Genomic DNA, 23830 nt, shown 5'->3' on the forward strand with positions numbered 1-23830 from the left:
CTTACGCCACATTACTAGACAGGGATCACTCCAGGGTTAATGGGAGCCAATGCGGTCGATAGCCAACACCCAAAGTGTGCAAAGATTCGCTAATAACTGCAAAGATCGCGAGAGAGTTACATAAGATGCTGTACAGAGCCATCGAATAATCGTAGGCAACTCTAAGTTCCGCTTCCCGATCGATTAAAACCTCGCCGCCTTCTCTCTAGTCTCTAGGTGTCCGGCGTCCAAAGACGTTCGTCGATTACACCAACATAGATAAGAAGAAGCTATCTACCCGTAGACGAATGAAACGTTGCCCTCGGATGCTGCGCTACTCGTAAAGAGATTGCCGGGCGTAGGCGCAATCTGTTGTCCAATCTGATTGTCCCACCGCAGTTCCATGACACATTGGTCATCGACGTGCACAAGAGGCTCATTGAGGTTTATCGTGCAGTGCAAATCGGTCTTTTATAGAAGCAGGCTGACCGCCAACCAAGAGGCCCTTTCAACTCACATATTCGGGATGCCTGTTTCCATAGGGAGATGGGGATAGCTTGGCGCAGCCTAAGAAGGCTAGTCGGAGTCGGTGATCGTTTTCGGAGGAAAGATGATTAACGTAGGAGTAATTGGTTATGGATACTGGGGGCCAAATCTGGTCCGCAACTTATTTGAGGTCGCAGAGACCCAAGTTGTCGCTGTAAGCGACATGCGCGCCGATCGTCTTGAACAGGTAAAGCTTCGCTATCCATCGGTAATCGTTTCGACGAACTTTCAAGATTTGCTCGATAATCCGAACATTAATGCCATTGCGATCGCTACCCCCGTTCACACTCACTATGACCTCGCGTTACGCGCATTACAAAGTGGGAAGCACGTCATGGTCGAGAAGCCCATGACCTCCACCTCCGAGCAGGCACTTCATCTCATCGACCAGGCGGCTCGTCGAAAACTGACGCTATTGGTAGACCACACCTTTGTTTACACAGGCGCCGTCCGCAAGATTAAAGCCATTGCTGACTCGGGAAAGCTAGGGGATATTCTCTACTATGACTCCACTCGCATCAATCTGGGCTTATTTCAGCGCGATGTGGACGTCATCTGGGATCTCGCAGTGCATGATCTCGCCATCATGGGTTACATCCTTCCCTGCTCGCCATGTGCTGTTGCTGCAACAGGAATCAACCACTTATTTGGTGGTACCGAGAATCTTGCATACCTCACACTGTTTTTCGAACAGAATCTGATTGCCCACATCAACGTCAACTGGCTCTCTCCCGTAAAAGTTCGCCGCACGTTGGTTGGTGGCACCAAACAGATGATTGTCTACGACGACATGGAGCCGAGTGAGAAGGTGAAAGTCTACGACAAGGGAATCACCGTGAACGGGTCTAGCGACTCTCTCTATAAGGCACTCGTCGGATACCGTTCGGGCGATATGTTCGCACCCCAGTTGGACGTCTCAGAGGCTCTCAAGGTGGAGATCCAGCATTTTGTGGAATGTATTCGCACTGGCGCCGAGCCAATCACAGGAGGTCAGGCTGGACTAAGAGTGGTTAGAATCCTTGAAAGCGCCTCTCTCTCGATGAAGCAACGTGGGAAGCTAATCCATCTCGTCCCCGAAGAACTCGCTCTCAGTCAGGGGGCTGCCTAGATGTCCTCAACTCCGATGTACATCGATGGATCTTTAAGCGCGGATAAGATCGGCCTCGCCGCTCTTGCCTCCTCTCTTGATCTCCGCCGTATATCTCCTGATGTTAAGGTGGGGCGGGATGTGCAGATCTATGGATTTGTGAATCTCTACGGCTGCACGATCGGAGATCATAGCAAGATTGGAACTTTCGTCGAAATTCAGAAAAATGCATACATCGGCGCCAACGTAAAAGTCTCCAGCCACACCTTCATCTGTGAGGGTGTTCGGATCGAAGACGACGTCTTTATTGGCCACAACGTCTCTTTTATCAATGACAAATACCCTCGCGCCACAGTTGCCAGCGGAGCTTTGCAGACAGAGGCCGACTGGCAAGTGATAACTACAGTCGTGAAACGTGGCGCCTCGATCGGAACAAGTTGCACCATTCTCGGCGGCATCACTATCGGAGAACTCGCCATCGTCGGCGCCGGTAGCGTTGTGACTCGGGACGTACCCCCCATGGCGGTTGTGGCTGGTAATCCGGCACGGATTCTAAGAATGATGGAGAAACAATGAAGATTCCGTTTATGGACTTGAGATCGCTGCATGAAGGTATCTCGGAGGAGCTTCGCGATGTCTTCGATCGGATCCTCGACAAATCTACCTTTGTGTTAGGACCCGAAGTACAGACCTTCGAACAGGAGTTTGCTGCCTACGTCGGAACTAGATATTGCGTCGCCCTCAACACAGGAACTGCCGCCATCCACTTGGCGCTCGCAGCGTTAGGAATAGGACCAGGCGACGAAGTCATCACGGTCGCACATACATTCATAGCTACAGCGGAGGCCATCACAGCAGTAGGCGCCACACCTGTCTTCATAGACATCGACCCAATCTCCTTCACCATGGACCCCACCTTACTCGAGGCCGCGATTACAAGCAGAACGCGAGCCATCATCCCTGTCGATCTCTATGGACAGGTCGCGGATATGGATCCAATTCTTGAGATTGCCGACCATCACGGCATTTCTGTCGTCGAGGACGCATGTCAGGCCCATGGCGCAGAGTACAAAGGTCGCAAAGCAGGTTCCTTCGGGATTGCGGGCTGTTTCAGTTTTTATCCCGGCAAGAACCTCGGCGCCTGCGGGGAAGGTGGCGCGGTGACAACCGATGACGCAGAGCTTGCCCAACGTATCCGGATGTGGCGCGATCACGGCTCGTCTAAGAGATATGAGCATGTCTTTCCCGGGCTAAACATGCGCATGGAAGGAATTCAAGGCGGAATTCTTTCAGTCAAGCTGAAGTATCTAGATCTTTGGAATGATCAACGACGTAGCGCCGCGGCGGCATTCGATAGCGCCCTTGCAATGGCCAATATCGAAACGCCGACTCAGATGAATAATAGGCATCACGTCTACCACCTTTACGTTGTTCAATCAGACAATCGGGATGCGCTCCGCAAGCACCTTGCCGATGCTGATATTGAAACTGGCCTTCACTATCCAACGCCGTTGCATCTTCAGCAAGCATATCGCTTCTTGGGATACAGGGAAGGAGACTTGCCGATGACGGAGAGAATTAAAGACCGCATCCTCTCGCTCCCAATGCATCCTCACCTAAAAGCCGAATCGATCGAAAGAATAGCCTTTGAACTACAGGAGAGTTGTTATGTCAGCTAACCTCCAGAGTTCGCCATCATCACAGCCGAGGATAGTATCTGCGGTCTTTGGAAGGGCAAAGCTTCTACATGATCCTGACTGGGAGTGGGAATATGCCGCACATCTCAAGCGAACCTATTCGACCCTCGAACTCGTCACCCTCTTCTCCCAGCACAGAGACGAAGAAGGCCCATTCCAGGAGCAGCTTCGACGCATAATCTTCCGTGCGATGTGCCGCACCGCCGGACACGCGTTGCAAATTGGTCCCGGAGTTGTTGTAAAGCATCCGGAGACGATAGAGATTGGCGACGGAGTCTTCATCGGAGCTCAGACCATGATCCAGGGGCGCTTCGACGGTACCTGCCGCATCGGCAATCACGTCTGGATCGGCCCTCATTCTTACTTTGACGCTCGAAGCCTCATTCTCGACGACTATGTTGGATGGGGTCCTGGAGCAAAGGCTCTTGGATCATCCCATACAGGTACTCCAGTTGACATCCCTATCATCGCAACACCACTCGCGATCGAGCCTGTGGTGATTGGATACGGGGCCGATATCGGCACCAACGCAACCATACTACCCGGCGTTCATATTGGGGCACATTCGATAGTTGGCGCAGGTGCGGTGGTTACAACCGACGCTCCGGAATATGCAGTCCTCGTGGGCGTTCCAGCGAGGGTAACCCGATATCGGAATCATTAACAGCACTCCGCATCTGGGTAACGTGAAATTCAATAAACGCATCGGTAGAGTTCAGCCGGCACCCGGCAGAAGAGGTTCAATGAATCCCATACAAGGGGCACGAATACTGATAACAGGGGGCGCAGGGTTCGTCGGAAGCGCCACTGCTGACCGATTGCTGCAAGAAGGGGCCGCGGAGGTGCGCATATTAGACAACTTCGTTCGTGGCAATCTCCGTAACCTTGAGAGCGCAAAGAGCAAAGGCAACATAGTGGTGATCGAAGGAGATATCCGCGACGCCGACAAGGTCGATGAATCTGTACGCGGTGTCGATTACGTTATTCATCAAGCGGCCTTGCGCATCACTCGCTGTGCTGAATCACCCCGCGAAGCTATACAGGTTATTGTGAATGGCACTTCGAACGTTCTTGAAAGCGCAGTCCGCCACAAGGTTAAAAAAATCGTGGCCGCTTCATCAGCCTCCGTATATGGTGATCCCTCTTATCTCCCAATGGACGAGGCTCACCCTTTCAACAATCGAACGCTCTACGGGGCCGGCAAAATAGCCAACGAGCAGATGCTTCGTTCGTACTATGAAATGTTCAACCTCCCTTATGTTGCATTTCGCTACTTCAATATCTACGGTCCTCGGATGGATATTGATGGCGTCTATACGGAGGTCTTAATTCGCTGGATTGACGCTATCGAAGCCGGCCAGGCGCCTAAAATCTTCGGAGACGGTTCGCAGTCGATGGATTTTGTGTACGTCGACGATGTCGCACATGCTAATGTGATAGGCCTAATATCCGATGTGACCGACGAAGTTTTCAACGTCGGAACCGGCATTCAGACTAGCCTGAGAGAACTTTGCCGACTTCTACTGAAAGTAACCGGCTCTCGTTTGGAACCTGAGTTTATTCAGGCGCGAAAAGTAAACAACGTTCAAACCCGCCGCGCAGCTGTTGAAAAAGCCGAAAGCTTGCTTAACTTCAGAGCCCAAGTAAAGCTGGAAGATGGTCTCAAAGCTCTTGTACAGTGGCGTGATCAGGTCATGTTGGAGTCTGCCGCCATAACCGGAGGCTCGTCTCGATGATTCCCGTTGCACGTCCTTACATTGGTGTCGATGAAGAACGGGCGGTAGTAGAGGTCCTGCGCTCCGGTTGGGTAACCCAGGGACCACGCGTGGCAGAATTCGAAATCAAATTCTCGGAATATACCGGCTGTAAGTATGCGGTGGCTGTGTCATCGTGTACAACTGCCCTCCACCTCGCCCTACTCGCAGCCGGTATCCGCACAGAGGACGAGGTTATCTGTCCTAGCCTTTCTTTTATTGCGACCGCAAACTCCATTACCTACACTGGCGCCACGCCGGTCTTTGCAGACATTGACCCGAATACGTATAACCTCGATCCAGCCAAGATCGAAGAGGCGATCTCGCCAAAGACTAAAGCCATCTTGGTGGTCCACCAAGTAGGCCTTCCTGCAGAGATGAAATTGATCCTAGAGGTGGCCGCGAAACATGGTCTGACAGTTATCGAAGACGCCGCATGCGCCATCGGGTCGGAGTACGACGGAAAATTGATTGGCGCACCTCTGGGCACTATGGCTTGTTTCAGTTTTCATCCCAGAAAAATTCTTACTACAGGTGAAGGTGGGATGATCACCACCAATGATCCTATGATCGCGGAAACACTTCGACGTAACCGGCAACACGCGATGAGCTTATCCGACGTGGCACGCCATAGCGCGAAACAAGTCAGCATCGAAGCCTATGATGAGGTCGGCTTCAATTTCCGGATGACTGACATGCAGGCCGCGTTAGGTATCGTCCAACTTGACCGTCTCGGCGACTTTCTCGCGCGACGAAGATTCTTGGCCGCCCGATATACCCAAGCTCTGCACGATCTCGCTTGGATACAGACACCTGCGTGTCCAGAGAACTGCCGCCATAACTATCAGTCCTACATGCTGCGCCTCGTCGGTCCCTTCGCCGGCAGACGAGATGAGATTATGCAAGATTTGCTCGAGAAAGGCATCTCTACACGTCGCGCTATTATGGCGATCCACCGAGAACTGCCTTACCGCTCCAAGAATTGGGACCGCTGTTTATTGGAGACGAATCAAATAGCCGATACAGGTCTAATCCTTCCGCTCTTCCACCAGATGACCAATTCGGAACAAGATTATGTTATCGCTAGTCTTCGAGCATTTGAAATCAAAGGGTCTTCCTTTGGCGGGGCCCAACACCGAGCTTCGATCGCAGATGGCGGACCCAACGCTGTCATATAAGCCATCATAAGTAGACATGCTCATCTTATAAGCCCGATTTTCTGCGGTTGGGTTATTGATACGCCAATATAGAAGAGATGAAGTTTAGCGTAAGAGTGTAGCTCCCGTTGGTCACATGTCGAAGCGGCAGTTTCTCGGGTATCGGTGGTAGTCGCCCCAACTTGGGTCACCTTGCCTCCGGAGCCTACTCCATTGATCATCTCGCTGACGCTATAGGCTCGTAAATAACGTCGACCCAGTAGTTCCCTGCGGCAAAGCTCTGATCCGGGTAGATGCTAACCGAAGAGTAGTGATAAACCCCGTTTCCACCATCGACGCCAGTAGCGAGAGCATGCAGTGGTGGTGAATTAATGCCTGCACTCGCAAAGAAGTTCGTATCTCCCGAGTAGTGGCCGGCCGGAGCAAAGTAGGAGACGATATAGGTTGTATTTGCGGAGATAGAGACAGGGGTGGCGAAGAGTACCTGCTGCCAACCGGAGCTACCTTCACTAACAAAAGTAGCCGTGGCTAGCAGAACACCCGTGCTGGACCAGAGGTTTCCGATGTGGGTACCCGTGTTTGCCGCGCTCTTATAGAAACGGATTCCGGATACAACCCCATCTGTATCCGAGCGCCACTTAACGCCAATCTCAATGCTCGCGTTATCCCCATCGTCTATGAGGGAAGGCGTTGCGGAGGGCTGCCATAGAGTGTTGCACGGACAGCCTTGTGGCACAGAGAAGTTCGCCCCTGAAACGTTAGCCCCTGAGACCACGACTGCAAGAGTCGTCGGAGTAAACACCAGTCCGGCTTTAGCTGGCGTTAATGAGTACGCACCGCTCACCACACTGGGAAAGCTGTATTTTCCCGCCATGTCGGCCGTTGTGACAGCATTGCTGAGACCAGCCAGACTTATCAGTGTCCCCGCTCCACCAGGAATGGTTCCGGAGATGGAATATGTTGTGGCCGCAGCAGTAAAGTTTACCGCTCCTACAGCCGCACCGTTGATCTTAACGCTCTGACTGATTGGGCTAACAACATATCCTGGACCACTCGGCGTTACTGTGTAAGTGCCGTTCGGAATGCCTGCAAAAGTGTAATTGCCAACACTATCCGTCACGACGTTTGCAGCAGATGCCGGTGAAAGTGAAACAGTCAGACCTGATCCTCCCGCGATCTTTCCGGAAATAACATACGTCGGCTCTGAGGAAGCGAAGTTGACCGCAAGACTATGAGATCCACTGATAGTGACAATCTGGCTCGCAGGGGTGAAGATATAGCCGGATTTACTGGGCGTGACAGTGTAGGTTCCGTTTGCCAAGCCACTGAGACTATAGTTTCCGAACGCGTCTGCAGTTACGCTTGCCGTGGTCGCTCCACTTAGAAGAAGGGTAGCCCCAGCACCACCGACTCCTGTGATTGTGCCTCCCAGACTATGCGTCGTCGTAGTTGCATAAATGGCGTCGACCCAATAGTTGTTTCCGTTGTAACTGGATATTGGTAACATACTACTTGCTCCCTGCGCATAGACACCGTTACCGCCAGCTAACCCAGTCGACAAAGCATGCAATGGAGGACGATCGATATTTGCCGTTGTGAAGAACGCGCTGTCTACAGAGTAGTGCCCGGCCGGCGCAAAGTAAGAGGCGATGTAGGTCGAATTACCGCTTACAGGAACCGGTGCCGGAAACATCACTTGTTGCCAGCCTGAAGCGCTTTCACCGGTAAATGTGGCAGAAGATAGAGGGTTGGTATTTGTCGGTGACCAAAGATGCGCCAGATGCACGCCTGTATTCAATGCTGTTTTATAGAAGCGCACACCGAGAATATAGCCATCAGCGTCCGCTCGAAATTTGACACCCAGTTCATAAGCAAGCGTGTCCCCTGAATCGATTGTCGCCGGCTGTGTTGTAGGCGCCCATATGGTGTCACATGGGCAGATCTGCGGTACCGTGAAATTCACCCCGGTTACATTGCCTAAAGCGACCGCAATATTATGGTTGCCGGGCACAAAAGCCAAGTGCGGTTGGGTCGGTGTAATCGAATAAGATCCAGCGAAGACACCCGGAAAAGTATAGTTGCCCGATGTATCTGCGGTGGCAACTCTATTGGTGGAATCATTGATCGCAACGGAGCTGCCAGCGCCACCTGTGATTGTTCCACTCACGCTATAGCTTTGGGCGCCGGCAAAGAGAACATCAACCCAGTAGTTTGTGGACAAATACGTGTTTGTTGGAAGCGCCCCGGTTGGATTTGAAGTGTAGATGTATAACCCGTTCGCTCCATCGACGTTGTTCGCGAGGGCATGAAGCGGCGGTGTGTTGACTCCCGTTGTCGCGAGATAGTTTAGGTCGGCAGAGTATTGTCCAGATGGAGCGTAGTACGAAGCGATGTAGGTGGTATTTGCCTCTATCTGGATCGGTGTTGAAAGCGTCACCTGTTGCCAACCTGAAACTGTTTCCCCCGTAAAAATAGCACTAGCTAGGAGAACTCCAGAGCTTGTCCAGAGATGGCCGATATGAGTTCCCACATTTGCAGTCGCTTTATAAAAGCGCAAAGCTGTGACACTGCCTGGACTATCAGTTCTGAACTTTATACCTAACTCCACTGGGCTTCCATCATTGGAATCGATCAGAGCAGGAGTGGCCGATGATTGCCATAGAGAGGTACAGTTGCAAACTTGGCCTGCGAAGTTGACGTTAGCTACACTCGCACCCGATAGCACGATGGTCTGCGCACCAGGAGTAAAAATAAAGCCTGGTGCAGAAATGGCAAGTGTGTAAGAGCCATTCAACAACCCACCAAAAGAGTAATTTCCGGAGATATCCGCAATCGTCATACCAGAGGCGGTCCCTCCGAGTTTAATTACGGCTCCACTGACACCAGTAATCTTGCCTGAGATGCTCAGAGGATTCATCACCATAGCCGTAAAGTTAACCCCGGTGACAGTTCCATTGTTTACGGTGACAAGCTGACTGGAAGGGCTGAAACTGATGCCGGTATTGGTGACAGACACAGTATACGAACCGTTAACCAAGCCACTGAAGCTATAGTTTGCTGATGAGTCTACCGACGTTGCAGAAATTTCTGCGCCAGTCAGATTAACAACTGCACCTGCGCCACCTGGACCCGCGATCGATCCGCTGATCCCATACGTATGGGAAGAGGTATAGACAACGTCTACCCAGTAGTTCGCTGACAAATTGCTGCCTGAGGGGAAACCGCCCAGTGTGCCAGAGGGCGGATAGTAGAAAACTCCATTCTGACCATCCACTCCGCTTGCCAGCGCATGGATCGGAGGATTATCAACCCCGGTGGCCGCAAAGAAATAGGAGTCAGCAGAATAGTGTCCCTTCGGAGCAAAGTAGGACACGATGTAAGTAGTATTCGCCATCACAGGGATTGGTGCCGCGAAATTAGCCTGCTGCCATCCGGAACTACCCTCACCGGTGAAAGTCGCGGTGCCCAGTAGGGCTCCGGTGCTGGACCATAGATGGCCTATGTGCGAACCTGTATTATTCGATGCTTTGTAGAAACGAACACCGAGAACCGACCCATCCGTATCCACACGAAATTTAACTCCTAACTCGACTGCATTGACGTCCCCGCTATCTGTGCCCGTTGGAGCATGCGAAGGGGCCCAAATGCTACAAGGACAGGTCTGCGGTAGTACATTGACCGACACTCCACCTATGGGAACTTCGAGGTTTGCGCTGTCGTCTACCGCACGGCTCATAAGCGTGGAAGATGAACTCGCCGCGGTAGGTGTCCAAACATAGCTCCAGGCGGCGCGACCCGTGGCAGGGTGCCAGGTCGCTCCAGCGTCGAAAGAAAACTCGACCCCTGCAACTACTCCGCCCGAGTCGCTGGCCGTTCCGGTCACTGTGATGGCATTGCCTGTATTGACCGTCGAACCTGACGTTGGAAAGCTGATCGTGGAGGTGGGTGCCGTTGTATCGGACGATGCAGTCGTCGCCACAATTCCTGGCTGGGGGTTCGCAGGTTGCACCTCCATATCCGCCAACAAATTCACCGTCGCCTGCTGCATGTTCAAATCGGGGGCTGGGGTAGCGAAGGAAAAGAGATTGTCGTGGTTACTGTTCAAGCCCCATGACCAATCGATTGAGCCTGCGCTGAAGACGAGGGCTCCACTTGGAGCTCGGTACAGCATAAGATGGTGAGTCGCCACACCGGCGCCATAGGTTGCGCCATAGTCCAGAAGATAATCAGTTGTTAGTGTGTAGGTCGATGTAGAAAGATGAAACGCACCCGGTGGTCGAAATCCATTGTCAGCATCCACCTCCCACTCGTAACCCAGCGATGCGACAGGCAGCGTGTAGGTTGCCGTTGCCGCGAGTGTCGCCGCCGCCGTGTTACGCCAGAACCGCATCTTTCCGTCATCCGACGGGACTTTGATTTTCAGACTACCGTCGTTGTCGTCCCCAGTCCCATTGACCATGAACAAACTTCCGGTCAGTGCGTTCTCTGGCTTCCCTCCATCAGCCGGCGGACTGAAACTTGGGTCACGCCAGGTTCCCGTCCAGACCGCAGGGCTTTGAGAGTCAAGCTTTGCGAACGCTAAGGTTTCCTTGTAACAAACCATGGTGCGATTGGGGGTGCTCGTCCCATCGATACTGTTCTCCCATCGTGTCTTCCAGAACATTGTGTTGCCACTGAAAAACGCAAGGTTCACCCCCGCATCGCGAGCAGCTTGAACATTGTCTCGTTGTGCTCCCGACCAATACTCGTCATGGCCAGAATCCATATAGATCTTATGATTCTTAATCAAGGTACCGTTGCGCGATGCGTCCACTCCAGTGAAGTAGCTCACGTCGTAGCCATTTGATTCGAGCCACTGAACCATCGCGAACTCTGCGCCAAATACCCAGGTATCCCATTCCTGGGCGAATCCCCGTGTCAGAAATGGGCGGTTATAACTGACCTTGTAGGAACGATCCGTAAGATCGAAGGCTGGCGTAGCTTTGCTATACAAACTACCTGCGCCATAGTAGTTATAAGCTTGCCAGGTCTCGTCGGATGTCTGGTACATGATCGCGGAATGGCTCGCATCGTTTCTCACGATAAAGACGATGTGGCTATCTCCCCCCGTGACCCCTCGTACGAGATGAGCAAAGTAAATTCCGGAGACTGCCGTTGCGGGCACCTTCCACGAAGCAGATACCGCCCAGTTGCCGCAGTCAATTAGCCCCGTAGTCGTATCAGTATTGCAGGCTGGTTGAATCTGGGGGAGCGAAACCGACGGTGTAATCGACGTAATCTTCCGCGCACCCCTACCACCGTAATAGCCCATCCGGTAGATATCGATCGTGTATGCCGTTGCCGGTGTATTGATCTTAAAGAAGATAGTACTTCCCTGGTTTACGCTGATGTCGGCAGCAAAACCCTGGATCGAAAGATCTCCCGCACTTCCAGGCCCTACATCCCATTCGCTCGATGGATTTCCCGTTAGACAGTTCTCGGCAACAATCGGGTTCGCGGGATTAGTACACTGCGCATGTGCCTGTCCAACGAGTGAAACCAGAACGGCCAAGATCATTCCCAAGAGGGTCAGGCTGCTCTTACACATCGCGCATTGAGATAATTTCTTAATAAGCTCCTCGCCCGCTCTGGAGCGGCTCGCACCTGATGGCTTGGGTGGTGTATTCGAATGGGTCGGCACCGCCTCAAACGAGGCCGGCCTTCCCTTCCACGGACGCTTATTGCATGTGGACTACCAAAGCAGGACGGAGATCGTCTCAGACACTGTTGCGCAGTAAATTGCCCAGCCTGCCTGCTTCGGTATGCTGAGTGACTGTTCTATGCGGATTCCGAAGGAGCTCACAATCTTGTTTCAGCGCCTTGCAAACATGCGTAAATGTTGCAGGAAAATGTCATGTCTGCCCTAAACTTTGCACTGCACAACGGGATTGAAGCCGGTCTGCGAGACGGAAGGCCAGGGCCATCATTGTGAAGGTCGGGTTTGAACTTCCACCAGTCGGAAAGACAGAGCAACTTACAATAGACAGGTTTCTCACGCCATGCACCTTAAGAGAACTATCGACCACGCTATTCGAAGGATCGGTGCCCATTCTCGTACCGCCCATCATATGAAACGTGTCGAGTCGACCGCCACTGAACCAAGCACCCCCATCTACGGCGATCTCCGGATTCGGCGGTACAACCGCCAAGGAGTGTTCGCGGAAAAGTAGGTCGATCTCTTTCGCGTAGGTGCGAATGCACTCTTGCTCCTCTACCGATATCTTCCAGTCTAAGACGGCCTCTCGCATTCCCAACGAATTCGTATCCGTCCCCAAACGGATCCGGCTTTCCCTGTCGGGCCTCTGCTCGACGTCGATCTCCAGAACGATCTTTGCATGCTTCGACACGAAACGTCTGTTGCGAAATCTCGCCATGAAAAGCAATCCTGCAATCTCTGCCGAGGCTGCTGGCAACCCCAAAATATCTCGTCGAGTCTCCTTATCGAGCTTGCCGCGCTGTAAAGCCCGAAGTAGACCACGAATCAAGTCGGCTCCGGATCCCTCCGGCTCTTCAATCGCAAATTGGGCCGCAACGGATAACAATCGTTTCTCGCAACGCAATTCTCTCGTCGCCTCCAGCTTTGCCCTATGAGTCGTACCGCTTCGGATGAAGGGAGCGAACGTCCGAGTCACACGCCTTCGATCTTCTGGGTCAACGACCCCTGCGCGCACGCCAACGTGGTCATGGAAGTACCGTCCCACTTGGTCCCGTCCATTGCCTACCCCCTCCGGGCAAACGCCGTTTGAGGCAAGCAGTAACCGTGATCCTTCGATCGTTCCAGTGCAAAGGACAAATTCCTCTGCCTCAAAGGTATAGGGCACTCGGCCGTAGTTAACTGCGGTCAAACTACGAACGGAACCTCCGTTTAGTTGCAGGTTCAACGAGACAACGTTTGCATGGGTGAATACAGTTACCGTCTTTGACGAGAGACAGTATTGGCCCAAAGTCTTCGAAAGATTTCTCTTAACGAAGGGTGCACACTTCGAGAAGCGAAGCCTCACCTTTTCAGATTGGAACGGATGCTCGCGACCAAACTCCTTCAATAGCTCGTCAGAGTATGTGGCTATTGGAACACCCATAGCCTGCTCTAGATCGCTGTAATACGGCTCTAGCTCGCGCAGACTTATCGGCCACTGCGGCAGTCCTAGGCATTTGGGGGGGTGCAGTACGTCTTCCGTAAAAGGAAGGAGCTGACCACCCCATCGCGTCGAAGAGCCACCGAAGGTACGAAACCGGCCCTCTGCAGCGCCCGTATGGGGGTATCCGTCCATCGTTGTCCGATAGAGACTTTGGCTGCGCTCCTCGATCTCGAGCCCACCCGCCTCAAGCAAATGTACTTCCCTTCCACTTCGCAGCAAACGTGAAGCAAGCAGAATCCCAGCCACGCCTCCGCCCACAATGCAGACGGAGGAACGAAATGTGGACGGTAAGTTCGGCGTCTCCAGATCGATATACACGGTGAGCTATTACAGCACATCTATGCTTACTGCTACTTCTACTTATTTCAGAAGAAGCCAAAAATAGGCGAGAACTGGAGAAACAGAAGTGCATGAGGGACAGCCGAAATAAACCAACACTTATATCAGCTTCTGGAAGCTGCGGATTAACAATCTACGATAGGTGTCGAAACCGGGAAGAAATGAGAAGATTTCTTAGCGGTAATACAGGAGACGAAACGATGAAGAAGTTGCATTCGCTGATGCTGAAGCGTGGCCTGATTTTGGTCGGAATCATAACCGTCTGTGCCTCGGGTAACGTCTTCGCCCAGAATAAGGCCATCGACTTTACCAAAGGCATGCCCTTCAGCGACGGATTCGTCGCCGGCAACACTCTCTACGTCGCGGGTCAACAAGGGCCTGACGCTCAGGGCAAAGTCACCGGGACCGATATTACCCTCCAAACCACAAACACAATTGCGGCCATAAAGAAGGTAGTAGAGCACGCAGGCTTCCAAATGTCTGACCTCGTCTCAGTCACCGTCTACGTCACCGATCTCAATGACGTCAAGAAGATGAACGAGGTCTATATCAAGCTCATGCCGGATCCCAAACCGGCCCGGGCGACAGTCCAGGTTGCAGGCTTGATCGGCGGCGCAAAAATCGAAATCTCCGCCATCGCCGTAAAGCACTAACAATTAGTGTCCAACTCAATGAACGGTTGCATTCGTTGATAGCTTAGGCAGACGGGTGGCTGCTCGATCGCATAAACGATCGAGCAGCGCCGGATCCTTGCATACCTGAGGACAGACGGCACCGAACTCACCCAGGCCTCGACGAGTGCTCCGGCCTGCTTCTGCGTTCCAGGCGCCGGTGTCCTGCGAATCCAGGCGCCCAGGCCCAACCAACGAGCGTGTCATTGCCGATATGCTCGACGAGCTCGTGCAGGGATCGGTTGCCATTCCTCTTGGGGTCTTTGATCTGAGCACAGATTTCAGGAACGGTCTTTCCTTCCCACGCCATCTCGTGCGGCGCCAGATACCATTCGGGATGACCGGGCATACGTCCCGGCTTGAAGTTAGGGTTCTAATGACAAGTCAGCGGCAGATCGGAGCCGCGTGCAATGAGATATTTGCCAAAGATTCCACTCCCCATTATCCGGTCCGTCTTAGAACCGGGGGCAGCGTTTCGAGCAGCGCATAACCAACGCCCATTGCAAAACCACCCTGCGATTGCCCGATCACCACCTCGGGAACGCCGGACAATGATTCTGCCCTCTTGAGGAAAAACGCTATGCACCAAAGCGCAACGCCCCAAATAGCAATAGAGGACGAATTAAGGAGTTTCGCACTATCTGAAATAAATCCTGATGGGATGTGTTTTTTCATCAAGATGAATCGAAGGTAACCTGATAGAAGGACAGGACTCGTAGACCCAATTGAAATGGACATCTCAGAGGCAACCGAATTAATTCGAATAGACAAAATTACGGGAACGAATGCACAGACATGGTGCGATTTTGGCTGCGGAACAGGGACCTTTACGCTCGCCCTCGCAACCTTGCTACCCTCAGGTAGCGTGATCTACGCCGTAGACAAAGACGAGAAATTATTGAAGCAGATTCCCGATCGGTATAAAGAGGTAACGATTCACAAGCAGATCGTGGACTTGGAGGTAAACGATCTACCTTTGCCTGCACTTAATGGTGTCCTCATGGCAAATTTCCTGCACTTTGTTAAACTCCAAGGTGCTTTCGTGGAAAAGCTACGCACGTTGTCTGAACGATTGTTGATTGTGGAGTACGAAGATAGGGCACCAAGCCGTTGGGTCCCATATCCGCTTGGCTTCTCTGCTCTCCAAAACTTGCTCCGGGGACGAGGATTTACAGAAATAGTCAAGGGTGGAACTCGTCCCTCCCGATTCGGTGGCGAGATGTATTCCGCTCTGGCCGAGTTGGACAGCAGCCAATCTTAGAACAAATTATTATTACCACGTAGCGCTTGTAGGCACATATGCGAGACCTGAAAGGATCACTCATAACCTCAGACGTTAAAAGAAGCAGGAATCAGAATGTCTGACGGTGTACCGTCATGGGCGAACCTGGGCTGATCAATCTCGCTCTTCAGTGATTCCTTTAAGAAGGCTGATCTCACCAGGCGTTTGATGGCCAACGTCAATACAGATGGTGCTACACCGTTCTCTCTCATCAGTTGAAATCGAACTCAATCACATTGCCGATTCGTCGAGTGGCTGACTTCTCTTCGAATTTAGGCTTCAGGCACCACCAGGGGTTCAGTGTTTTCGTTAACGAATGGACATTGCACGTCACTGGAGCGGAAGCCGACGGGAGGCAATTGAGTTATAAATCCAAGCCATCAGAGCCGAATTCGATTGGGGAACTCGCTACTCATGTGACCAGCTAGACCAACAGAACTCCATGCCTTCCAAGAACCCACGACGTAAAGGTTCTGCCTGGCTCGAGAGACGGCGACGTTCAAGATGTTTCGGTGTGCCCGCAGCCCACTCTCGGGCACCACTCTGAGATTCGGAAGGCGCTCCCAATAGCAATATCACGGTGACAGCCTCACGCCCTTGAAATGCATGGACAGTACCCACATGGTCTTTCAGCCACTGAGTGCCATCACGGCTTAACATGCGCAGGAGATCTGGCCGATTCTCTAAGGAACGAGCCATCTCGTGCACAACGATGCGGAAGGGTGAGATCACGAAGACGTCTGCGTTTCCAGTCGCCGATGTCAACCTGGTAAGCAGATCGATCACGGCTCTGCCTTCCGCCGGAGACCACTTCGAATCAGCTTTTCCTTCTACATCGATCCATGTCGATGCTCCAAGCACAGCTTCAAACGTTCAACTTCCTGGGACCAACCACCTGCACCATCTGGCCGGCATAAGCGATCCTATTCGAGATTGAGAACATTGGATCCTGACAGCGACGATGCACAAGCAATGGGAGACCAACGCGTCTCTCCCCCGCAACGGCTTCGAAGCTTGATTGATAGTGTGAGGCACGATCCGTAAGCGTCTGCGTCGATGCCGATGGAGCCGTCCAATCCAGTTCAGTCACTTTAAAGAAGTCACAGATGTCTGTGTTCAGGCGCTCAGGTAGCGAGACCACGGGCTGGATCTGCAGAGGATCTCCTACAGCAACGGCGCGCTTTGCTCGCAGGATCGCACCGATGGCAGCCTGCGGCGTGGCCTGCCCGGCCTCGTCGATCAGGAGCCATCCCAGGGTGCCCGGCGGCACATCGCCGAGCATGCGTTCGACCGACGCAAATGTCGTTGAAAGAACCGGCACAACCAGAAAAAGTGTTGACCAGAGATCCCCGAGTAATCTGCGCCGCTCCTCAGTCTTTTGCATGCCCGCGTTCGACACCTGAAGCGCTCCAAGATTGTTAAGAATACTGGAAGCTGCGGCATCGATAAAAGCACGGTGGAGGGCCAGAGAGGCAATGAAGAGATTCTCACGCTTGTCGTTCAGTGCTTCCGTGACCCAGGGCGTCGATTGATTCCAGCTTAAGTGTCCCTCCTGGAACTTCTCTTCATCGATAATCCGGCCGCCAAGTCGCGTACGGTGCTCGAAGATGACTTGAGACCTTGCAGCTAGTTGTCCCCGTTCTCTCTCCATATCCGTTTCAAAAACTTGCGCCTTCGCTGCAACGAGTGGGCGGACACATTCCGCCTTTTTGTAGCCATCTTCTGACGCTGCGAACTCCCTCGCAGCCGTGTCCACCGGTCTTCGCCAAACAGCGGCTTCTTCTGCCCAGGCCTTTGCGTCGTCTGTACGCGCCAGACGCGCAAGCAACCCAGGCCGCGAGCTCTTGTGCCGATTCCAAGCTGCTGAGGCTTGCGCGTGGCGTGCAGAGGCTTCATCGCGCTCTTTACGAAGTGTCTCCACTCTTACGGCAAACTCGTCACGTTCAGCGTGTAGGCTCTCTAGTTCCTTCTCTTTGCTGTCTAACTGGCGTTGGAGCTTGTCCAGTGTAAGGCAGAGTCGACGTACCTCTTCAAGCGCCTGCAACTCAGCATCTATTTCTGCCTTGAGAGTAAGAAATTGCGCTCGCACTTTCGGCCAATTTTCCTTCGCTTGTTGCGGAGAAGGCGGATGCTCCCGAAGCACGACTTCGGGTGTTCGTCTCTCGACAACGTCCGTGGCGGAATCTCGATTCTCAATCAGAACGGAATGACCCATTGCGGTCTTGAGATAGGTTCTGAAGCCGCGGTCCTCGTTCCACCAGAACGCCTCCCAGAAGGCCGATCGATTTTCCTTATTGCCGAGTACGGCTGCGATCAGACCCCATGTCTTCACTGGCTCCGGCGCGAGATCATCTTCAGACGCCTTTTCCTTCCGCTTGCGCGGGCCGTGGACGAGATCGCTGATCGACTTGAAATAACTCAGCTGCTCACGAGAGTGGGCCACGGCACCTTCGGCGGGCAGCTCCTTGCTGATATTCTCGACCGCCTTGTTATTGCTGGAGGCAACCAGCATCTCATGCCCCTTCAGACTGCTATCCAAACGGAAGATGTCAAAGGAAGTCTTCCCCGCTTCAACCCGCTCCTCCGTCTTGGTGAAGGCCTTACTCGGATCATCAAACGCGCTCATGGCCACAGCTCGCTCAAGGACGCACATAGCGACAACGTCGCGCAGCAGCGTGGTCTTTCCTGTGCCAGGAGGCCCGTTCACCGCAAGAATCCCTTCCTTGCCGTTCAGCTCTTGCCCGATCAGATTTACCGCGGCCTGTTGCAGCACAACGAGTGATCTGCCTTCTCCGGCAGGCCACCTGGCCGCGGGAATTTTCGCAGGAGCAACCGCCGCCTCCAGAGAAGAATGGTCCTTGAGCACATCCAACGAATTGGCCTCTGGAATCACGCCAAGATATTGCAGAACGCCGGTGGGAGCTGTCCCATTCTCGATATGACGCGCAACGCGGGCCAAATCATGTAGGAAGAAAGAGTTAAGAAGCCGAGCCTCCGGCTGGGCCTTCGACCCAACCGGATAGTAGTAGCGCAACACAAAGGTTGGGCGCTCAATCAGATTATTTGGAATTTGGCAGGTCTCGACCAGCCACTGATAAGCCCGGTCCATCGTTGGAACGTCCAGAGGAATGGGTTTACCGTCGGAATCGAACCTGTGCACGATCGCGTCTAACCCGCGCTGCAACTCATCCTCTACTGTCGGCCAGCTTCCAAGCTCTTCCAGCCTAAGCTGGAGTGCGAGAGGAAGCGCCCATGGAAAGCTGGAAATCGAGATCGCCTTCTCGGCAAGCGCGACGCCATCCTTATCCAGCAAAACCTCTACCGCGACTGCCTTCTTCTTCGAGGAGCGGACTCTTGCCTCGTCATCGCCGAAGACTTTGATGAGGGCCTCGGTCGCTGGGTCCATCAGTATCGAACCCAGAACGACGCTGTAGAAGAGCTGCTTCCCAGGCGGCGGCTGTGTGGATGTGGTCCAGGGCAGCGGTCCATCCTCAAAGCGGACAACGCGGCTCCGATCGCCGTACACGAGATCATGCGGTGCGTCGTAGGTTGCAGGCGAGAGCGCTTCGAGCGCCGTCCATGTAATCAGGATGGCGGCTGGTTCGTTTTTTGTTTCGCCAGTAACAGTTGACGAAAGTGCTTGTGACGATGACATGGCGTGCGCGCGACGAAGCTCTGAGCCCATATCGAATCCTTCGGCCCCTCCGGAGTCCCTCATTACCTCCTTATTCTCACCTAATACAGAGAAACGTGTTACGAGGTGGAAAGCCGTGGGGTCAAGCAACAAAGTACCGCTTGGTGACGGACGCCAACGCCAGGCAATGCTTACCTTCGGTAATTCTCTCGCCTATTTGGGCAGCGACTAGCTAAGGCGATGCCGGCATACCCATCGAAACAGCCAAATGAGAAACATAGGTCTCCTCAAGGATGCTTTATGGAGGCTGGCTTCGCATTACTACGCGCGCAAAGCTGTATTCTCGCTCAACAGTCTCAACCTTTGAGCAAAGCCAACACGCTACGTACAATTTGATCCGAAAATCGGTTTCGTTGGGATGTTGAGGTAATACCGAGTGTACTTACTGCCCACACGGACGAGGGCTCCTACCGAGACTAGATCTGCTAAATCACGCGCTGTTGTTGCAAAGAAGCTTCGATGATCGCGGTCCAGGTGGAGTCACCATAACAGCCCTCCGACAAAAGGTAACAAAGTAACACCAGTTTATTTCACCATGAAAAAAGCTCCTCGGGCCGAGAGACTTTGGTCTATGTAACCTATTCATTTTGTGAAACCTATCTTGGTGCCGGGGAGGGGGGCGAACACCCGCGAGGTTGTCCTCGGCGGATTGGCGGTCCGCCGCGCCGTGGAGTATCCACCACTTCATAAAGTGACGCCAAAATCGCTCAACGCGAGGTTTGCCGTCCTCTTGAGAGGTCGCCCTAAAGTTCTTCGGTCAGATCTGATGGCCTCTTCCATTCCACGAAATGAATCCCGATCCAAAATATAGAGGTAAGGGACTTATGAAGCGGTCGGTCGGCAAAGCCGGCCCGTGGACGGCCTTTGCTACAAGAATGCTACAAACTGTTACCAAGCGGAGCGTCCATGCTGCCCCGGGGAGATCGGCCCGATTCCCTTTCGCTGAACGTGCCTCCCGTATTGAAGAAAGCATGCTCACATGCCCTCTTGCTTCCAGAGTTGCCGCACCCTTCGAGCATTTCACACGCTACAAGTGGCCTTAACTCCTGAAGCATCCGATCCCTGGACGGCTGAACATTCTAAGGGAGTTAATAGCCGGAAGGACCGGTAAAACCGGTATTCCGGGCTCCGTTTGGCATCAAATTTGAATCAATTTCTAACCAGTAGGCGTGGGCTGACTGTGGGGTTCAGCCCATTTCTTCCGTTACCAGCCTGAGTGATTCATGCGCGTGTTCATTAATCTCATTGTTCACGTTACGTGAACAAGATACAATTATGAACAGAGAGAGAGAGGACATGGAGCTAGCGGGTCGGGAATATCAGACTCTTCAAACTGCAATTGCCGCCCTTCAGACCACCGCTGGCCTGAAGACGGTTAAGGTAGACGTCCGCCCGTTAGACATCGACTACCCAAATCCGAGGACTGATGCCGTGGTGATGATCACCCTGAACGGGCACAAGCAGCTCTTCGTCGCAGAGATAAAAACAATCGACCGGCGTCTCGCCGTTGCCCAGATTCGGGATCAGTTGCAGGAGCTCATTACACAGCGCTATCCCGGGTATCTCCCACTCCTCATCACGACGTTCGCAACACCCGATTTGGCTGAAGAATGTCGAAGACTTGATCTTCCCTTCCTCGACACAGCTGGCAACTTGTACCTTCCGACGGACACATTTGTGGCCGATATACGGGGCAAAGCACGCCCTGCTCGACCCTTCAAGGATCAATATCACGCCAACAATCCCGCAGGGCTCAAGGTCGTCTTCGCCCTCCTATGCAGACCGGCATTAGCCGGCGCCCCATACCGGGAAGTCGCCAAATTTGCGAAAGTCGCCCTTGGAACTATCGGCCCAGTTCTCAACGACCTCACCCAACGCGGGTATCTTCAAAAGGCCAAAACGCCGAATGGAACCCTTCTCAGAAAAAAGGAACTCCTCAACGAATGGGTCACCTACTACCCTGCAAACCTGCGGCCCACGCTTAGACCGCGACGATATCAGGCCGATAGAGACCAGTTGACGCACATCGGCCTCGAAACATTCGGAGCCTATTGGGGAGGAGAATACGGTGCCGAAAAACTCACTCGCTATCTAAAGGCCGAACATTTTCTAATCTATGCTCCCGGCACACCTCTGACCGCACTTATGACGAAAGCCCGAATGCGCTTGGCGACGGACGGGAATACAGAGATATTGGAGACGTTCTGGCACCCGGAGCTAATCGGCCCGCCGACGGACATCGCTCCACCCCTCCTGGTTTACGCTGATCTGATGGCGACCATCGATGGGCGCAACATCGAAGCAGCCAAAGAGGTCTATGAGCGTTTTCTCGAACCAATTGTTCATCAGCCCTGAACGTCCCGTCGATCCAGTTACGCTCAGCATCTTGGAACTCATCGATCGGCTCCTTCGCGATGCGAAGATACGCTACATGCTGGTAGGTGCCACCGCTCGCGATCTCCTGCTCTATCACGTGTTCGGCCACGCTGTCACCCGCGCCACCTATGATCTAGACTTCGCCATTCTTGTGGACTCGTGGGAACAGTTCGCGACTGTGAAACAGATGTTTCTCGAAATTCCGGGATTCGTAGATAAAGGACGAAGTACCCAGCGACTGTACTATCAGCCAACTGGCGCATCATTCGAAACAATCATTGATATCATTCCGTTCGGAAAGCTGGAGACGGCTGAGCGAACAATCGCGTGGCCACCAGGTGCCGATGTTGTCATGAATGTGGCTGCCTTCTCGGATGTGTTCGGGAACTCGCTGCTCGTACAGGTTCGCCCAGACCTCATCATTCCAGTCGCTTCCCTCCCCGGACTGATGGTCCTCAAACTCTTCGCCTGGCTCGATCGGCATGAGGAGCGAGACGTCCAAGACATTCGAAGATTGATCGAAACATATACTGACGCTGGAAATGTCAACAGACTTTACGAAGAAGAGGCTGATGAGCTGGAGCGGGTTGGCTTCGACACTACCTTGGCCGGAGCTTTCCTCTTAGGGAAAGACACGCAGCGCATAACCGATGAGAATGTGCGAACTCGGCTTTCGACCTTACTCTCAGGAAAGGAACTTCCTGCCCTTGTGCTTCAATTAACACGTACGATGAGCATCTTTGACGATCACACTGAGTCAGCGGAAGCCCTTCTCAGAGGATTTTTTCGCGGAATGGGATTCGTCGACCTCTTGTAGCCCCTAAAGGAACACGGCAGAAGCCAACTGTCCGAACGCCGTAAAATTTAGCAAGAGACTGATCGGCGAGGCATACATGGACAATTACACAAAGAGCGAAGAGGCCATCTCTCTCCTCTCTCCTGAGGAGTTCCAGGTCACCCAGCGAAACGGAACCGAACGTCCCTTCGAGAATGCGTATTGGGACCATGACGAGGCGGGAATATATGTCGACATCGTGTCGGGTGAGCCATTGTTCTCGTCCCTCGACAAGTTCGACAGCAGCTGCGGGTGGCCCAGCTTCACCAAGCCGGTCGAGGCGGACAACGTAGAGGAACGTGCTGATGGCACTCATGGCATGAGTCCGACAGAAGTACGATCAAGCCACGGTGGATAGCCATCTTGGGCACGTCTTTGACGACGGCCCTAAAGACGCCGGCGGCCTGCGCTATTTGCATAAACTCCTCGTCATTGCGCTTCATTCCTCTCGATGAGCTTGAGAGAGCGGGGTACGGTAAATATCTCGAATTGTTTGAAAAGCAAAACTAGGAGTAACGACATCGATGGATCGAACGAGCGTGCAGTCCTTGCTGGCGGCTGTTTTTGGGGGATGCAGGATCTGATACGCAGCTTCCCGGGCGTCGTTTCGACTCGAGTCGGATACACGGGCGGCAAAGTCGCTAACGCGACCTACCGTAATCACGAAGGCCACGCCGAAGCGATCGAAATACTCTTCGATCCTCAGCAACTCATCTATCGCCGTCTGCTGGAGTTCTTCTTCCAAATACATGACCCTACGACGGCCGATCCTCAAGGAAACGACGTCGGGCAAGTTACCGTTCGGCGATCTTTTACACGACAGATAACCAAAAGCGAATTGCGGAAAACATAATTGCCGACGTCAATGTTTCAGGGTTGTGGCCCGAAAAGGTTGTGACCGAAGTGGTTCCCGCAAGCGCATTCTGGAAGGCCGAGCCTGAGCACCAGGACTACCTGGAACGTATCCCCAACGGATACACGTGCCACTTCGTCCGGCCGAATTGGATCCTTCCAAAAAGAGCTGCTTGAATGTGGCGCATTTCTCGTAGCCTTGGCTTCTAACCATCATTTGGGATCGAAGCGTTCTATTCGATGCTCGGTGAACGACTTGGCGATTTCGCACCAATCCAGAGCCGCTACAGGATGGAAACGCGTTTGTCGGGGTCCTTTCCGAAGAATTGGTGCCGAGAAGCTGACCTATTGTTTCTATAGTTCACGACAGGCTCACTGAACCG

General features: G+C 53.1%; 14 protein-coding genes and 2 pseudogenes. 12 read left to right on the plus strand and 4 right to left on the minus strand.

What is annotated here, in order from left to right; genetic code table 11:
* The first annotated feature begins 589 nt into the window (after nucleotides 1–589).
* From HB393_RS16725 to HB393_RS16750, 6 genes are all read left to right on the plus strand, one after another.
* Entirely contained in the window at nucleotides 590–1633 is a 1044-nt protein-coding gene (locus tag HB393_RS16725) for a Gfo/Idh/MocA family oxidoreductase (RefSeq protein WP_213806332.1), read from the plus strand.
* On the plus strand, nucleotides 1634–2188 hold the full coding sequence (locus HB393_RS16730) for an acyltransferase (RefSeq protein WP_213806333.1): 555 nt from the start codon (nucleotides 1634–1636) through the stop codon (nucleotides 2186–2188).
* On the plus strand, nucleotides 2185–3291 hold the full coding sequence (locus HB393_RS16735) for a DegT/DnrJ/EryC1/StrS family aminotransferase (RefSeq protein ID WP_213806334.1): 1107 nt from the start codon (nucleotides 2185–2187) through the stop codon (nucleotides 3289–3291). Before HB393_RS16730 ends, HB393_RS16735 begins: the two co-directional genes overlap by 4 nt.
* On the plus strand, nucleotides 3281–3973 hold the full coding sequence (locus HB393_RS16740; protein WP_213806335.1) for a DapH/DapD/GlmU-related protein: 693 nt from the start codon (nucleotides 3281–3283) through the stop codon (nucleotides 3971–3973). The genes HB393_RS16735 and HB393_RS16740 overlap by 11 nt, the downstream gene beginning before the upstream one ends.
* Before the next feature lie 79 nt (nucleotides 3974–4052).
* On the plus strand, nucleotides 4053–5045 hold the full coding sequence (locus HB393_RS16745; protein ID WP_213806336.1) for an NAD-dependent epimerase/dehydratase family protein: 993 nt from the start codon (nucleotides 4053–4055) through the stop codon (nucleotides 5043–5045).
* A complete protein-coding gene (locus tag HB393_RS16750) occupies nucleotides 5042–6241 on the plus strand; it encodes a DegT/DnrJ/EryC1/StrS family aminotransferase (protein ID WP_213806337.1) in 1200 nt (399 codons plus the stop codon). Before HB393_RS16745 ends, HB393_RS16750 begins: the two co-directional genes overlap by 4 nt.
* 196 nt (nucleotides 6242–6437) lie before the next feature.
* Here HB393_RS16750 and HB393_RS16755 read toward each other — a convergent pair whose 3' ends face one another.
* Nucleotides 6438–11771: a DUF4082 domain-containing protein gene (locus HB393_RS16755; RefSeq protein WP_213806338.1), complete on the minus strand. Its 5334-nt coding sequence runs from the start codon at nucleotides 11769–11771 to the stop codon at nucleotides 6438–6440.
* 340 nt (nucleotides 11772–12111) lie between these two features.
* The gene (locus HB393_RS16760; protein ID WP_213806339.1) at nucleotides 12112–12633 is read right to left on the minus strand and encodes a GMC family oxidoreductase; all 522 of its coding nucleotides are present in this window, start codon (nucleotides 12631–12633) and stop codon (nucleotides 12112–12114) included.
* A gap of 1304 nt (nucleotides 12634–13937) precedes the next feature.
* Here HB393_RS16760 and HB393_RS16765 point away from each other — a divergent pair.
* Nucleotides 13938–14390 (plus strand): RidA family protein, encoded by a 453-nt coding sequence (locus HB393_RS16765; protein ID WP_213806340.1) that lies wholly within the window; start codon nucleotides 13938–13940, stop codon nucleotides 14388–14390.
* A gap of 459 nt (nucleotides 14391–14849) precedes the next feature.
* On the opposite strand, the gene HB393_RS16770 is transcribed toward HB393_RS16765, so the two are convergent.
* The gene (locus HB393_RS16770; protein WP_213806341.1) at nucleotides 14850–15083 is read right to left on the minus strand and encodes a hypothetical protein; all 234 of its coding nucleotides are present in this window, start codon (nucleotides 15081–15083) and stop codon (nucleotides 14850–14852) included.
* Between the two features lie 55 nt (nucleotides 15084–15138).
* On the opposite strand from HB393_RS16770, the gene HB393_RS16775 reads away from it, so the two are divergent.
* Nucleotides 15139–15669, plus strand: coding sequence for a class I SAM-dependent methyltransferase (locus HB393_RS16775; protein WP_213806342.1), 531 nt, complete (start codon nucleotides 15139–15141; stop codon nucleotides 15667–15669).
* Nucleotides 15670–16555: 886 nt separating this feature from the next.
* Here HB393_RS16775 and HB393_RS16785 read toward each other — a convergent pair.
* Nucleotides 16556–19003 carry an AAA domain-containing protein gene (locus HB393_RS16785; protein ID WP_213806344.1) on the minus strand — a complete coding sequence of 816 codons (2448 nt, stop codon included), beginning with the start codon at nucleotides 19001–19003 and terminating at the stop codon, nucleotides 16556–16558.
* Nucleotides 19004–20659: 1656 nt separating this feature from the next.
* Here HB393_RS16785 and HB393_RS16790 point away from each other — a divergent pair.
* The 4 genes and pseudogenes from HB393_RS16790 (at nucleotide 20660) to msrA (ending at nucleotide 23624) form a co-directional block, all read left to right on the plus strand.
* Nucleotides 20660–21739, plus strand: coding sequence for a type IV toxin-antitoxin system AbiEi family antitoxin (locus HB393_RS16790; RefSeq protein ID WP_213806345.1), 1080 nt, complete (start codon nucleotides 20660–20662; stop codon nucleotides 21737–21739).
* Nucleotides 21702–22577 carry a nucleotidyl transferase AbiEii/AbiGii toxin family protein gene (locus HB393_RS16795; RefSeq protein ID WP_213806346.1) on the plus strand — a complete coding sequence of 292 codons (876 nt, stop codon included), beginning with the start codon at nucleotides 21702–21704 and terminating at the stop codon, nucleotides 22575–22577. Before HB393_RS16790 ends, HB393_RS16795 begins: the two co-directional genes overlap by 38 nt.
* A gap of 115 nt (nucleotides 22578–22692) precedes the next feature.
* A pseudogene (msrB, locus tag HB393_RS25545) lies at nucleotides 22693–23105 on the plus strand (peptide-methionine (R)-S-oxide reductase MsrB); the annotation flags it as partial.
* A gap of 61 nt (nucleotides 23106–23166) precedes the next feature.
* Nucleotides 23167–23624: pseudogene (gene msrA / locus HB393_RS16805) on the plus strand (peptide-methionine (S)-S-oxide reductase MsrA).
* The last annotated feature ends 206 nt before the right edge of the window (nucleotides 23625–23830 follow it).

Origin of the sequence: Granulicella sp. dw_53 (assembly GCF_018449545.1) — a bacterium.
In the GTDB taxonomy this organism is placed as follows: Bacteria; Acidobacteriota; Terriglobia; order Terriglobales; family Acidobacteriaceae; genus Edaphobacter.

What these genes read in the sequence shown, in the direction of transcription:
- HB393_RS16725 (WP_213806332.1), top strand. Translation starts at nt 590, where the DNA reads ATGATTAACGTAGGAGTAATTGGTTATGGATACTGGGGGCCAAATCTG.
- HB393_RS16730 (WP_213806333.1), top strand. Translation starts at nt 1,634, where the DNA reads ATGTCCTCAACTCCGATGTACATCGATGGATCTTTAAGCGCGGATAAG.
- HB393_RS16735 (WP_213806334.1), top strand. Translation starts at nt 2,185, where the DNA reads ATGAAGATTCCGTTTATGGACTTGAGATCGCTGCATGAAGGTATCTCG.
- HB393_RS16740 (WP_213806335.1), top strand. Translation starts at nt 3,281, where the DNA reads ATGTCAGCTAACCTCCAGAGTTCGCCATCATCACAGCCGAGGATAGTA.
- HB393_RS16745 (WP_213806336.1), top strand. Translation starts at nt 4,053, where the DNA reads ATGAATCCCATACAAGGGGCACGAATACTGATAACAGGGGGCGCAGGG.
- HB393_RS16750 (WP_213806337.1), top strand. Translation starts at nt 5,042, where the DNA reads ATGATTCCCGTTGCACGTCCTTACATTGGTGTCGATGAAGAACGGGCG.
- HB393_RS16760 (WP_213806339.1), bottom strand. Translation starts at nt 12,633, where the DNA reads ATGGCGAGATTTCGCAACAGACGTTTCGTGTCGAAGCATGCAAAGATC.
- HB393_RS16765 (WP_213806340.1), top strand. Translation starts at nt 13,938, where the DNA reads ATGAAGAAGTTGCATTCGCTGATGCTGAAGCGTGGCCTGATTTTGGTC.
- HB393_RS16770 (WP_213806341.1), bottom strand. Translation starts at nt 15,083, where the DNA reads ATGAAAAAACACATCCCATCAGGATTTATTTCAGATAGTGCGAAACTC.
- HB393_RS16775 (WP_213806342.1), top strand. Translation starts at nt 15,139, where the DNA reads ATGGACATCTCAGAGGCAACCGAATTAATTCGAATAGACAAAATTACG.
- HB393_RS16790 (WP_213806345.1), top strand. Translation starts at nt 20,660, where the DNA reads ATGAACAGAGAGAGAGAGGACATGGAGCTAGCGGGTCGGGAATATCAG.
- HB393_RS16795 (WP_213806346.1), top strand. Translation starts at nt 21,702, where the DNA reads ATGAGCGTTTTCTCGAACCAATTGTTCATCAGCCCTGAACGTCCCGTC.